The organism is Paremcibacter congregatus (assembly GCF_006385135.1).
GTDB classification, from domain to species: Bacteria; Pseudomonadota; Alphaproteobacteria; order Sphingomonadales; family Emcibacteraceae; genus Paremcibacter; species Paremcibacter congregatus.
In genome coordinates this window covers 17,770-31,741 of sequence record NZ_CP041025.1, presented here as the reverse complement: position 1 = coordinate 31,741, position 13,972 = coordinate 17,770, and the positions used below count along the sequence as shown (strand labels likewise).

At 53.4% G+C, this 13,972-nt stretch carries 10 protein-coding genes; 6 read left to right on the top strand and 4 right to left on the bottom strand.

From position 1 onward, the window contains the following. Positions 1-245: 245 nt before the first annotated feature. On the top strand, positions 246-2,810 hold the full coding sequence (locus FIV45_RS00140) for a TonB-dependent receptor (RefSeq protein ID WP_099474007.1): 2,565 nt from the start codon (positions 246-248) through the stop codon (positions 2,808-2,810). 94 nt (positions 2,811-2,904) lie between these two features. Here FIV45_RS00140 and polA read toward each other — a convergent pair whose 3' ends face one another. After that, a complete protein-coding gene (gene polA, locus FIV45_RS00135; RefSeq protein ID WP_099474009.1) occupies positions 2,905-5,697 on the bottom strand; it encodes a DNA polymerase I in 2,793 nt (930 codons plus the stop codon). A 167-nt stretch (positions 5,698-5,864) separates the two neighbouring features. On the opposite strand from polA, the gene FIV45_RS00130 reads away from it, so the two are divergent. Then, on the top strand, positions 5,865-6,824 hold the full coding sequence (locus FIV45_RS00130; RefSeq protein WP_099474011.1) for an ABC transporter ATP-binding protein: 960 nt from the start codon (positions 5,865-5,867) through the stop codon (positions 6,822-6,824). Between the two features lie 24 nt (positions 6,825-6,848). Beyond that, positions 6,849-8,480, top strand: coding sequence for an L-aspartate oxidase (gene nadB, locus FIV45_RS00125; RefSeq protein WP_099474012.1), 1,632 nt, complete (start codon positions 6,849-6,851; stop codon positions 8,478-8,480). Positions 8,481-8,543: 63 nt separating this feature from the next. On the opposite strand, the gene FIV45_RS00120 is transcribed toward nadB, so the two are convergent. Together FIV45_RS00120 and FIV45_RS00115 are read right to left on the bottom strand one after the other, a co-directional pair. Next, entirely contained in the window at positions 8,544-9,377 is an 834-nt protein-coding gene (locus FIV45_RS00120; RefSeq protein ID WP_204602277.1) for a class I SAM-dependent methyltransferase, read from the bottom strand. A gap of 22 nt (positions 9,378-9,399) precedes the next feature. After that, positions 9,400-9,735 (bottom strand): hypothetical protein, encoded by a 336-nt coding sequence (locus FIV45_RS00115; protein WP_099474016.1) that lies wholly within the window; start codon positions 9,733-9,735, stop codon positions 9,400-9,402. A 394-nt stretch (positions 9,736-10,129) separates the two neighbouring features. Between FIV45_RS00115 and FIV45_RS00110 the strand changes: the two genes are divergently transcribed. From FIV45_RS00110 to FIV45_RS18540, 3 genes are all read left to right on the top strand, one after another. Then, positions 10,130-10,732 (top strand): cell wall hydrolase, encoded by a 603-nt coding sequence (locus FIV45_RS00110; RefSeq protein WP_099474018.1) that lies wholly within the window; start codon positions 10,130-10,132, stop codon positions 10,730-10,732. A gap of 174 nt (positions 10,733-10,906) precedes the next feature. Further along, positions 10,907-11,104, top strand: a complete 198-nt coding sequence (locus FIV45_RS00105) for a hypothetical protein (protein ID WP_099474020.1) — start codon at positions 10,907-10,909, stop codon at positions 11,102-11,104. Between the two features lie 339 nt (positions 11,105-11,443). Next, a complete protein-coding gene (locus FIV45_RS18540) occupies positions 11,444-11,818 on the top strand; it encodes an Hpt domain-containing protein (RefSeq protein ID WP_133118591.1) in 375 nt (124 codons plus the stop codon). Positions 11,819-11,831: 13 nt separating this feature from the next. Here the strand turns inward: FIV45_RS18540 and FIV45_RS00095 are convergent, their stop codons facing one another. Beyond that, on the bottom strand, positions 11,832-13,952 hold the full coding sequence (locus tag FIV45_RS00095; protein WP_099474023.1) for an HD domain-containing phosphohydrolase: 2,121 nt from the start codon (positions 13,950-13,952) through the stop codon (positions 11,832-11,834). Positions 13,953-13,972: the final 20 nt, after the last annotated feature.

The following is a 13,972-nucleotide window of genomic DNA, read 5'->3' as shown; positions in this document are numbered from 1 at the left end:
TCAGCGTCTTACGTATTTTAAGAGAAGAAACTGTGTCCAGCCAGACAATTAATAAACAAACGACTGTTTTATGTTGATTTTCAACGCAAATATAGTATAATAAAGCAAGCGGTAAATTAGGGGCCGCTGTACCGGCAACCAGGCCTGTCGTTTCATGCAATAATAAAAGACACGGAAAAAATACCGAAAAGTCACCTGCTGAGGAAACGTACAGCCAGTCATTACATATCCACGGGAGGACTAAATTGTATACTTTCGCACACCTGAGAACCACATCCGCACTGATTACCCTGACGCTTCTTTCTGGCGCTACCACATCATCAGTTGCCTTTGCCGAAGAAGAAGTTATGACGCTTGAAGAAATCGTCGTAACCTCCCAGTATCGCGAACAGAGCCTGAAAGATGTTCCCATTTCTGTCGCCGCCATAGGTGGGATGGATATGCGTGAACGATCCATTGAAAAAATGGCTGACCTGCAGTTCGCCGTCCCGAACTTCACCATGGCGGAAAGCGGTATCGGCACCAACGTCTTTATCCGCGGCGCCGGATCAGGCAACAATCAGGGGTTTGAACAAAGCGTTGGCATCTACGTTGACGGCATCCATCATGGGCGCGCCCAGCAATCCCGTCAACCCTTTATGGATATGGAACGGGTCGAGGTTCTGCGCGGACCGCAATCCATTCTGTTTGGTAAAAACTCCGTTGCCGGGGCCCTGAATATTGTCACCGCCAAACCAACCCTGGAATTTGAAGGCTCCGTCCGGGCCGGCTATGAACCCTCGGACAATGAAAAAGAATTCACCGGCTATGTCTCCGGCCCAATATCCGACAAGATCCGTGTCCGCCTCGCCGGGCGTTATCATGATCTCGACGGTTATATGGAAAACCAGACACTCAATCGTGACGAACCCCAAGAAGAAGACTGGGCCCTGCGCGGTACCGTGGTTGCCGATCTCAGTGATGACCTTGAAATGACTTTTAAGCTGGAGCACAGCCGATTTGATACATTGGGGCGCAATATTGAAATCGCCAATGAGCTGCCCAGCGTCATACCATCCTTTGGCGGCCTGACCTACAGCCAAATCCTGGTTGGCGTTTTTGGCGCGGATGCATCTGTGCTCAATAACACCCGGGATGACAAGCGTCATTCCAACGGCGATTTTAGCAACAACAAAAGCACCGAAGCGGTGATGACGCTGAATTACCGCATGGGCGAACATACCCTGACCAGCATCACCGGATACAGCAATTTCAACTATGATCAAAATTGTGATTGCGATTTCACCGGTGCTGATGTCTTCGACCTGCCCATGACAGAAAAATACAAACAGTTTTCCCAGGAAATTCGCCTAGTTTCCCCTGGCGGTGAAAAAATTGATTATATTCTTGGGGCTTACTTCCAGACCAGCGACCATGATTTCACAGATCAGCTGCGCGTCACGGAGGACTCGGTTCTGATTAACGCATTAAACGCCAACCCAGCCTTTGCGCCTTTTGGGCCCATTTTTGCGGTGAATGGTCTTGCCGGAGCCGGCGACCTGTTTAAAAATACCGCTGTTCCCCGGGCGGCCCATGTGGACGCGGATGTCTATTCCGGTTTTGCACAACTGTCCTATCACATGTCCGACCGACTGACCTTGCAACTGGGCGGCCGCCTGACTCATGAGAAAAAATCCGGCGCCCGGGAAATGACGGTAACTAACATTGACGGCACACCCCTTACCGGCGCCCAGGCCAGCCTGGCCCCAGACTTCTTTGGTCTCGCTTTTGAACTTGGGGCATCCAATATCAGAGGTGCAGAACTTGGGGCTGAGGTTCTACCTCTGTTGACCTCGGTTTACTCAGGAATATACGGCCCTGTAGCTGGGCCTGTGGTCGCAGCACAAGTCGCCGGGGCCTTCGGCGCTAAAGCTTCAGCCTTGGGCACCCACCCGGTTACCGGGGAGCGCAGCGAGACAAAATTCTCTCCTGATATCAAACTGCAATTTGACGCCACCGACGACGCCATGCTCTACGCCAGCTTCTCCAAAGGCTCCAAATCCGGCGGGTTTGACTTCCGCGCCAACAACAAAGCGGCTTCCGCCACCATGGAGGACTCCTTCGAATTTGAAGACGAAAACGCCACCAACTATGAGCTAGGCGGCAAGCTGAAACTGGCGGACGGCGCGGCTGAGCTGAATTTTGCCGCCTTCTATACCCAATATAAAGACCTGCAGGTATCGATCTTTGACGGCACGCTCGGTTTTAACGTCGGCAACGCGGCCAAAGCGGACATCAAAGGCATCGAAGTTGACGGCCGCTGGCAGGTGGCCGAGGGGCTGGTTCTTTCCGGTTCCGCGGCTTACAATGATTTCGAGTTCAAAGATTATCCGCTTGGTCGGTGTAATTTCCTGCAAACCCCGGACAGTGTGATCAATGGCCAGGATTTCTGCGATTATAGCGGCGAAACCAATCAACTGGTTTCCGAATGGCAGGGCACCCTGGGACTGGACCACAATATGTATATAACTGATGATCTGGAACTGCGCACCAACATCAATATGTTCTATACCTCCGAATATCATGCTTCTGCCAGTCTTGATCCGGTATTGGTCCAGAAAGGCTATGCCAAGATTAATGCCCGTGTGGCGCTGGCGAATATAGCCGGGGGGTGGGAAATTGCGGTTCTGGGACAAAATCTGACGGACAAGCGGGTCTTGTTGTTTGGCGGGGACGCACCCCTGTCCGGCAGCAGCTTCGGCGCCAAATCGACCTATAACTTCATCGGCCGCGGCCGCACCTTCACACTGCAGGCCATGATGAATTTTTAAGGCCACAGCAGCAAACCAAAAGGGCGGAATAACGTGACTGTTATTCCGCCCTTCTCTTTATTTAGCCTCATTATCCGTCAAAAAACGTTCCCCATCAATGCGCCTCGTCCCAGTTGTCGCCGGTGCCACAATCGACCGTAAGAGGGACACTGATTTCAAGCGCCGGCAACGCTGCCTGCTCCATTGTCCGCTTAACCACCGGAATGGTCGCTTCAATCTGGTCTTCCGGCACTTCGAACACCAGTTCATCATGCACCTGCAGCAGCATTTTGGCATCAAGTCCGGCTTCCTGCAGCGCGGATGGCATTTGGCTCATTGCCCGTCGAATGATGTCCGCCGCCGCCCCCTGTATCGGCGCGTTAATCGCCGCCCGCTCGCCAAAGGACCGCTGCATGCCGTTCTTGTCATTGATGTTGGCAATATGGCAACGGCGCCCAAAGATGGTCTCCACATAGCCATGACGGCGGCAGAAATCCTTGGTCTCTTCCATATAGTGACGAATACCGGGAAAACGTTCAAAATAAGTGTCAATGAACTGCTTGGCTTCCCCGTTGCCGATCCCCAGTTGCCGCGCCAGCCCGAAGGCGCTGATGCCGTAAATAATCCCGAAATTGATCGCCTTGGCCTGTCGGCGGACAATCGGGTCCATCCCCTCAAGCGGGACGCCAAACACCTGGCTCGCGGTCATGGCGTGAATGTCTATTCCGTCACGAAAAGCCTGCTTCAGGCTGTCAAGATCGGCGATATGGGCCAGCAGACGCAGTTCAATCTGGCTATAATCGGCGGCAAGGAATTTATGTCCCGGCTTGGGGATAAAGGCCTGCCGGATTTTCCGGCCCTCCTCGGTGCGGATCGGAATATTCTGCAAATTCGGCTCATTGGACGACAGCCGCCCGGTGGTGGTTGCCGCCAGGGAGTAAGATGTGTGAATGCGGCCACTGTCGACATTTATTTCATTCTGCAGCGCATCGGTATAGGTGCTTTTCAGCTTGGCCAGTTGCCGCCAGTCCAGTACCCGCCGCGGCAGGTCATGGCCTTCTCCGGCCAGTTTCTCCATGACGTCCACATTGGTGCTGTAGCTGCCATTCTTGTTTTTCTTGCCCCCCGGCAGACCCAGCTCACCGAAAAGAATTTCCCCCAGCTGTTTTGGGGAAGCGATATTAAATTCGCGCCCGGCAAGACCGTGGATCTCCTTTTCCAGCACCGCAAGGCGTTCGGCAAAATCATTGGACAGCCGGTGCAACATCTGACGGTCAACCAATATGCCATGCTGCTCCATACCCGCGACCACCGCCGCCAACGGCCGGTCTATTGTCTCATAGACCGTGGTCATTTTTTCTCTCGACAGCCGGGGTTTCAACACCCGATGCAACCGCCCGGTGATATCCGCATCTTCAGCGGCATATTGGGTGGCCTTGTCGACCGGCACCTGATCAAACGTGATCTGGTTTTTGCCACTGCCACAGACCGTCTTGAAGGGAATGCAGTCGTGATTCAGATGCAGCTTCGCCAATTCGTCCATGCCATGGCCATGTACCCCGGCATCCAGAACGTAAGACATCATCATCGTATCATCATAGGGATGAATATGAATGCCTTCCTTGGCGAGGATCAGATAATCATATTTGATGTTCTGGCCGATTTTAAGGATCGCCGGGTCTTCCAGAACCGGTTTTAAGGCGGCCAGCGCTTTATCAACGGGAATCTGGTCCGGCGCCTGAGCGTCGCCAAAATCAAGCTCGCCCGCCACCACCGTCGTATGACGTAAAGGAATATAACAGGCCCGCCCGCTGGTGACTGACAGGGAAATCCCCACAAGCTTCGCCGCCATCGCATTCAAGGATGTGGTCTCCGTATCAACCGCCACCTGATGCGCGGCCCGGATACTGGCGACCCACTTTTCCAATTGTGCCAATGTAGTAACGGTCTCATAGACGACTTCTGCCGGCACCGCCTCTGCCATATTTTGTACAGAATCAGGAATTTGGTCGGGGGCCATATGGGACATCACCTTGACCTGAAGACTTCTAAAACCCTGTTCTTCCAGAAACGGCAATACCTGCTCCGCATCTATATCCTGCACCTTCAACGTGTCAATGTCCGGCAACCCCTGAACATCCGTGACAAGCGTGACCAGTTCCCGGCTTGTGCGCGCCATGTCGGCATTTTCCATCAGCTTTTCCCGTCGCTTGGGCTGCTTGATTTCATGGGCGCGGGCCAGCAGGCTGTCGAGATCGCCATATTCGATGATCAGCTGGGCGGCGGTCTTGACCCCGATGCCCGGCACACCCGGAATATTATCGGCGCTGTCGCCGGCCAGCGCCTGTATTTCAATCACCTTTTCCGGCCCGACACCGAATTTCTCGAACACCTCTTGCGCCCCGATAAATTTATTCTTCATACCGTCAAACATATTGATCTTGTCACTGATCAGCTGCATCAGATCCTTGTCCGAAGATACGATGGTGACCTCAAACCCCTTTGCTTCGGCCTGACGGGCATAGGTGGCAATCACATCATCCGCCTCATAACCATCGCTGTCGATGGCCGGTACATTGAAGGCGTCAACCACCTCACGGATAATCGGGAACTGCGGCACCAGATCTTCCGGGGCCGGGGGACGGTGGGCTTTATATTCCGGATAGATATCATTGCGGAATGTCTTGCGCGCTCGGTCAAATATACAGGCCAGATGGGTCGGCCGCACATTGTCGTCGAAATCCTTCAGCAACTTGAACAACATGTTGGAAAAGCCCATCACGGCATTAATCGGCGTGCCGTCATGGCGGGTCAAAGGCGGCAGGGCATGATAAGCCCGAAAAATAAACGCTGATGCGTCAATCAAGTAAAGATGCTGTGGTATCGCCGTCGGCGTATTATCGGTCATGAAGAGCCCTTAATTCCTGTAATCCCCCATGTAGGGATCCCATGTTTTTATCAATAGTCATTGACCAAAGATTAACCGGGTGATACCGATAATCCTTGCCCGCAAGATGACCGGGTAAATAGGCTTGAGAATCTAATGCGCTCCCGCCGGTTACACAAGGTATTTTTATGACAGACCACCCCTTGGCCCTGGAAATTCGGGGATTGGAAAAAATCTACAGCGGCAGTAAGAAGGCGGCCCCGAAGCATGCTCTGAAAGGCATTGATCTTTCGGTGAAGCGGGGCAGCATCTTCGGCTTGCTTGGCCCGAACGGTGCCGGCAAGTCCACCACCATCAATATCCTCGCCGGTCTGGTGCGCAAAACGGCCGGCAGCGCCAAAATCTGGGGATTTGACATTGACGAGCAGCCCCGCAACGCCAAGGCCAGCATCGGCATCGTGCCCCAGGAAGTCTATTTCGACGCTTTCTTCTCGCCGCGGGAAATGATGGAACTGCAGGCCGGTTTCTACGGCATTCCAGCCGAAGGCCGCCGCAGCGCGGAGATTTTGGATGCCGTCAGCCTGCTGGATAAAGCCGACAGCTATACCCGGCATCTGTCCGGCGGCATGAAACGCCGCCTGTTGGTGGCCAAGGCCATGGTTCATAACCCGCCGATTCTGGTGCTGGACGAACCCACCGCCGGGGTCGATGTGGAGCTGCGCCAGAACCTCTGGCAATATGTGCGGGAACTCAACGCCCGGGGCGTCACCATCGTGCTCACCACCCATTATCTGGAAGAAGCAGAAGAACTGTGCGACGAGATCGCCATTATTAACCACGGCGAAGTGGTCGCCTGCGACAGTACGAAAAATCTGCTGAACCATATTGATGAGAAGATTGTCACCATCCGGACGACGGCGCCCCTCTCGGCCCTGCCGCCGGCGCTGACCGCCCTGGGGGCGCAGATCAACAGTCTGGGCGAAATCGTGGTGCATTTCAGCCCGAGCCATGTCAGTATTGGTCAGATTCTGCAGCATCTTCAGGATGCCGGGATTGAAATCACCGATCTCTCGACCCAGGAAAGCGATCTGGAAGATATCTTCCTGCAGATCACCTCCGCCAAGGCCCAGGTCAAAGACACGGCATAACGCCATAGTTGAAGGAAAATTGTCATGTCAGAGTTTCATGATTTTGATGTCTTGGTTATCGGCAGCGGTGCGGCGGGGCTGACCCTCGGCCTGAAGGTCGCCGACCATGCCCGGGTCGCCATCCTGTCAAAGAACAAACTCAACGAAGGCAGCACCAACTGGGCCCAGGGCGGCATCGCCGCCGTGCTTGACACCCGCGATACCATCGAAAGCCATATTGAAGACACCATGATCGCCGGTGCCGGGCTCTGTCACCGGAAGACCGTCGCCCATGTGGTGGAACAGGGCCGTGAGGCCATCGCCTGGCTTGTGGAACAGGGCGTCGCCTTTACCAAAGACAACCCCGCCGCCAAGGACGCCTTTGTCGACGGCGATTATCATCTGACCAAAGAAGGCGGGCATTCTTTCCGCCGGGTGGTGCACGCCACCGATGCCACCGGCAAGGCGGTGCAGGAATCCCTGGAAGACAAGGCCCGCAGGCATCCCAACATTACCTTGTTTGAAAATCACATGACCGTCGATCTGATCAGCGACCGTCACCCGGACCCGGAACAACGCCGCTGCCTCGGGGCCTATGTGCTTGATACGAAAAAAAACTGCAAGGATGTGTTCCGCGCCAAGGCGACGGTTCTCGCCACCGGCGGGGCAAGCCGGGTCTATCTCTATACCTCCAACCCGGACGGGTCCACAGGCGACGGCATCGCCATGGCCTGGCGGTTTGGCTGCCGGGTGGCCAATATGGAATTCAATCAGTTCCATCCGACCTGTCTGTATCATCCGGAAACCCGCACTTTCCTGCTGACCGAAGCCCTGCGTGGCGAAGGCGCTTATTTGCGTCTGCCGGACGGAGAGCGTTTCATGAACCGCTTTGATGCGCGGCTGGAACTCGCCCCACGCGATATTGTCGCCCGCGCCATCGACCATGAAATGAAGCGGCTCGGTATCCAATGCGTCTATCTGGATATCAGCCATAAAGAGCCCGCCTTCATCAAGGAACATTTCCCGACCATTTACGAGCGCTGTCTGAGCCTTGGTTATGATCTGACGAAAGAGCGCATACCGGTGGTGCCGGCCGCACATTATACCTGTGGCGGGGTGATGACAGACCTGTCAGGGCAAACCGACGTCAGTGGCCTGTATGCCATCGGCGAAGTGGCCCACACCGGTCTGCACGGCGCCAACCGTATGGCGAGCAATTCCCTGCTGGAATGTCTGGTTTATGCCGACAGCGCCGCCCGCGACATTCTGCAACTGATCAAACGCCCCGGCGTTGATTTTGAAATCCAGGCCTGGGATGAAAGCCGGGTCATGGACAGCGACGAAGAAGTGGTGGTCTCCCATAACTGGAACGAACTGCGCCATTTCATGTGGGATTACGTCGGTATTGTGCGGTCTACCCGCCGGCTGGAACGCGCCGCGCGCCGTGTCGATATGCTGGCCGGGGAAATTCGTGAATTTTATAGCCGCTACCGCGTGACGCCCGACAGCCTGGAACTGCGCAATCTTGTGGTTGTCGCCGATCTGATCATTCGGTCGGCCCTGGCCCGTACCGAGAGTCGCGGCTTACACTATATGCTCGATTACCCCAAGACGGACCCCTATATGGATCAACGGGACACCATTCTAAGGCCCCCGAAACGGCCCTATACCAAATAAACGATACTAAAAAGCCCCCCGCGATGTACGGAGGGCTTTTTTCAGATCATACCGGACGCCGGATTATTTTACCGGTTTCATAAATTTATAGGTCAGACGGTCACTTTCACCGATGGACCGCATCTTGTCATGATTTTCCGGATTGCCGCTCAGGCTCGGGGGCAGGGTCCAGACACCACGTTCATGATCTTTGGTGTCTTTGGGATTGGCGTTAACTTCACTTTTGGCGACAAAAACAAAGCCGGCTTTCTGCGCCGCCGCCATCAGGTCAGACGGCTTGACATAGCCATCCCGACCGGCGGAGTTTTCATTGCGGTGGTCGGTGATGCCAAAAATGCCCCCTGGTTTCAATGCCTTGTAAATTGCGCCCAAAACCTGGTCTTCTGTGCCCCCCATCTTCCAATTATGGAAATTGCGGAAGGACAGAACCATATCGGCCGATCCGGCCGGGGCAATCTCCAGCTTTGCCGGAGGCGAAAGCTCTGTAATTTTCATTGTGCCATACAGATCCGGCATTTCTGTCTTGCGGGCCAAGGTCTCTTTAAGAGCGCGCACCCGATAGCCTCGGGTGGCCTCAACGTCATATCCAGCTCCATAATAGGTACCTTTCTCATGCAGGTAAGGGGCCAGAATTTCCTGATACCAGCCGCCACCCGGCCAGATTTCCACAACTGTCATATCCGGCTGAAGGCCAAAAAATTCCAGCGTTTCTTTCGGATGGCGATAGGAATCACGCGCCTTGTTTTTCGCGCTGCGGTGATCGCCGGCGATAACTTCGTCAAGGGTTTTCGCCATGACAGGCGCAGCAGTCACGCTTAACGTCACAGCCCCGATGCAGGCCAATGTCCATGCCTTCACCTTTCCTCCCGTTAGTCCCAATGTCGTTCCCAAAGTCATAATATACACATCCTTTTTAATTTTAATGGTTAGAGTGTTCGAATTGATCCTGAAGCCCCGTTTCATAGCCAAGCCCCGCCACCGTCAATGTCGCCTGCACAGGAAACCCCGACCGAATCAGACCTTTGCGGTCCAGGGCGCGCCATACCGCCTCATTGCTGAACCCGCTGACATCCTTGGCCGATACGACGTAAGCCCCGATATGAACATGGTCGCCATGAGGATTAGGTAAATAGGCCACGGTAACTTCTCCTGTATCCGCATCAGGGATGGAGCTTTCCGGACTCTGCGCAAGAAGTTGCAATAACGCCAATGTGCGTTTTTGTAACGGATTGAGTTTTATGGGTTTTTTCTTCATAGCCGCAGAATACTATGAACAAATTATCTTTGCACGGGCTTTTTTACTGTCTAAGCCACTTCTCACGAAATTGTTAGAAGATTGACAAAAGGTTGACAAAAAGTTAAAATTTGTTATAAATCGCTCCGAATCGCAGCTTGATGCTGCACCGCAATATAAATTCACCATATATAAATCGCAGGTGAAATTTGAGAGGAAAAATCCGGGAGAGCTGAACCGGTACGGGACATGAAAAAATCATGCCCAAAAAATTATCATAATAATAAGGCCGTTAACGGCGCCATGTTGCAAGAGGGTTTCGATGGAACATTTCCGTCGGAATTGGTTTGCTGAATATAATTTCAGCAAATTTACACCATCCGGTCAAAAAACCGGTAAATAAGGAGCATGACTTATGAGAAAGCATAAACTCATCATAAGTATCATACCCGCCGTTATTGTGGCGTGCCTGTCGACTTTTTATATTCTGTCTTATTCAGAAGTCGAAGCCTCTATTCCGACTGGCGAAATCGTTCAGGCCTCAGCCCTGAAAAGTTATACGCCTGCCAACGCCTATGATGCAGACCTTGACCTTCTGTTGGCGCAATTGCCGTCCGGGATCAGCGAACAGGAATTCCATTGCCTGGCCCAGGCCGTCTATTTTGAAGCCCGCAGCGAACCTTTCGAAGGCCAGGTCGCCGTGGCGTATGTAATTCTCAACCGGGTGAAGGACAAACGCTACCCGGACAATATCTGTGGCGTCGTCTTCCAGAATGAGAAACGCCGCAACATGTGTCAGTTTTCCTTCGCCTGTGACGGCCTGTCCGACAACCCTTATGAAATGGTCGCCTGGAATCAGGCCCGGCGCGTCGCTGGCGGAACCTTGAAAAACGCCATGAGCGATGTCACCGCCCGGTCAACCCATTACCATGCCACTTATGTCCAGCCCCGCTGGGCCAAACATCTGCAACCGACCATCAAGGTGGGTCAGCATGTTTTCTACCGCGAAGATCTGTAGGAAGTGAACCGGGGCATCAACGCCCCCTCAGAAGTCAATAAAGACATCTTTTATGTGGCCCCAATTTACATCGGGGCCACAAGACTATTGAAACCTCAGATTAATTGATTTATATCAAGGTGAACAGTTTCAAAGGGCTGTTATAACTACTCTTGTAATTGAAAAGGATTACTCATGGCAAATGCAATTACGTTCATTGGATGCGGCGTCATTACTTTACTACTTGTGATGTCCATCATGTTGGCCGGGCCACATCTGTTACTGCCCGCGACCTTTATGATCGTAGTCGTTCTTGTTGGTGGTCTTTGCGTTTATATCGCAAGTGGCATGATTAAACGTCGTGCCGAGATCATGAAAGACTGGGACGCCTGATTTTTGGCAGTTTCGCTGAATTTTTAGGCTGAACTCTCAGGATCTTTTTCTGTTAGATACCCTGAGTACTTTAGCCCTGATAAGTACTTGATACTACGCCTTGCCTTTATGGCAGGGCGTTTTTTTTGTTTAACATTATCCTAACGCACACCTCCCATAGATTGTGGTTTAATTTTCTCTTCCCCGAAAAGTTAAGACATTCTTTACTTCCTGCCCGTAAGATTTTGTATACGATTTGTTAACCTGGGCCTTCAGAGGGCCTCGTAAACCATAATCCAGGTACTGTTTATCATGACGCGTAACTACCCCCGATTCCCTGATCCGCAGGGAACCAGAAACTTGAAGAATACCTACTTAAACTGGACAGGAAACCAGTTAAGTAAGCTAAAAAGTAACCTTCACATCCTTGAAGAGAATAAGACTGACAAGCCCGACTCTGTGATTCCCGACATTTTCCAGATTGTTCATAACATGAAAGGATTGGGCAGCAATTTCGGCTATTATCTCATGACAGATATCGCGACATCCCTGTGCGAGTATATGCGCTACAAAGAAACCGTCGCAGAAGTCGACATCACCATCATCAGAGATCACATCGAAGCCATGGATCAGGTAAATCGCGATAAAATATCAGGCTCCGGTGGGCCGGAAGGCGACAAAGTTCTCCTCCGTCTGCACAAGATGGTCAAAGACGCCGCCATCGCTCACGCCTGACGTCGCCTTCTGATCATTTAGCCTCTTCCGGCAGAGGCACCCCAAAGTCGCGCCATTGATCCAGCCCGTCTTTATTTTCCAGATAATTCATCAAGGCCGTGACCGGCTTACGGTCATAAATTCGATCCGCATCATTCAACAACAATGTTGCCGCCTGTACCATATCCATTCCGGCACGATGGGCGCGGGCGCTGGACATGCCGACAAAAGCATTGGCCACCGAAACAATGCGCGCAGACAGCAGAATATCTTCCCCCTGCAAGCCTTCCGGTATGCCAGACCCATCCCAGTTTGCTCTGATCTGGCGCAAGGTTTCCACCACCGGGCCATCAAATTCAACCGATTCCAGCATATCGGCGCTTTTCATAATGCTGTTGCGCACCGTCGCCAGTTCTTTTTCCGACAACCCTTTCGGCCGGGTCAGCAATTCCCGCGGCACCAGAATCTTCCCGAGATTCATCAACGCCCCCGCGATGTTCGCCGTATCCCGGGTCACATCGTCCACATTCATTTCCACCGCGATCGCCAATGACACCTTGGCCACCCGTTCCGAATGACGGGCGCTGTATGGATCCCGGCTGTCGATCACCATCGTCAGGGTGCTGACCAGATTTTTCAGCGCTGCTTCCTTCAGCTCCCGCTCGCGGACCACTTCGGAGATATCCTCCGTGACCATCAGGACGCCTTTCTCCTGATCCACATTCAACGGGACATAATCCGATTTTATGGTCAGCTGGCTGTCCGGTAATTTTTCCAGAACCGACAACGGTTGATGATCTGTCATGACCTGCCGCACATATTGTTCAGCATGAGGGGAAATGAACGCCCCTTTCAGGGCGGAAATTTTCTGCCCCATCATTTGATCCCGGGCAAGACCCGTATCCTTCGCCGCCTGAATATTGGCGAAATTATACTGACCGTCATGATCCACTGCGGCAATCGCCGTCGGCTGACTGTCCGTGACAATCTGCAGGAAATGGCTGAGTTTCTCGTATTTACGGGCCAGGATGCGCTGTTGCTCCGCAGAGCGCGCCACCCGCACCGATACCCCGTGACGCCAGACCAGCAAAATCGCAATCGTCACCGCCAGAATGGTCAGACCCGCAATCCAGATGATCGTTCTTTTCCGCGCCTTGATGGCGCCCAGAACTTCCGCTGAATCCACCGTCCGCACCAACACCCAATCCGTATCTTTGATTTTACGACCGGTCACCAGAACCTTTTCACCGTTGTAATTGACTTTTTCGGCAAATCCCCCCGTATTCTCCCCGGCGCTTTCCAGAGCATACACGGCGGCCAGAGACATATTCCCCCCATCCAGCGTCAGACTGAGAGGAGGCAAATCCGCCCCGCGCTGATCCCGCATGCCAGAAAGGTATTCCACCGCCTTGTTCACCTTACGCACCAGATAATTCTTGGCCGTCGCACTTGTATCACCCGGTTGCCGCAGTTTTTGATAAAAGTCCTGCGGGACCTTCTTAATGCCCACGGCGAAACCTATTGCAGGGCTGCTGCTGTCGTCCTGCACCCCGAAAACCGGCGCGATCAGACCCAGAACCGGCGTCCCGTCTTCTGCCAGATAAGGGCCGGAAATAATCACCTCACTACCCGCCCCGCGTTTCAGAAAATCCGCCACGCTACGAATAACCGACGGCATATGGGGCGTAGAGACCACCAGCTGCCCAGCAGGGTCCGTCAGCGCCAGTCCCGAAATGCTCTTTTGCGGTAATTCGGCTTTGACCTGATAGTCCGGGTCCCGCGCCGAAACATATCCGTTCTGAAGCGCCACCGCCTTCATCTGGTTTTCAAGATACGCCGCCTGCGCCTGATCATCCTGACTGGGGGCCGTCGCCTCGGCATTTTTTGCGGTAATATTGCCGAGATAAATTCTCAAAGACGGGTTTTCCGCCAGCCGGGCCATAACCTTCTTCTGTTCCGCAAGCCATTCTTCCAGCGCCACTTCACGGCTGTTGATCACCACCGCCATCTGGCGTTGCCAGACCAGGCTGTCCCGGTCAGCCTCTGACTGGGCAAAACGTAAGGCCAGAAACATCGCGGCAACAGCCCCCAGGATCACCAGAATGGCCAATACGCCCCCCGCCGTCATGGTTTTTCCTGTGGAAGAATTCGTCATGCTCTGTCTTTCCTTAAGAT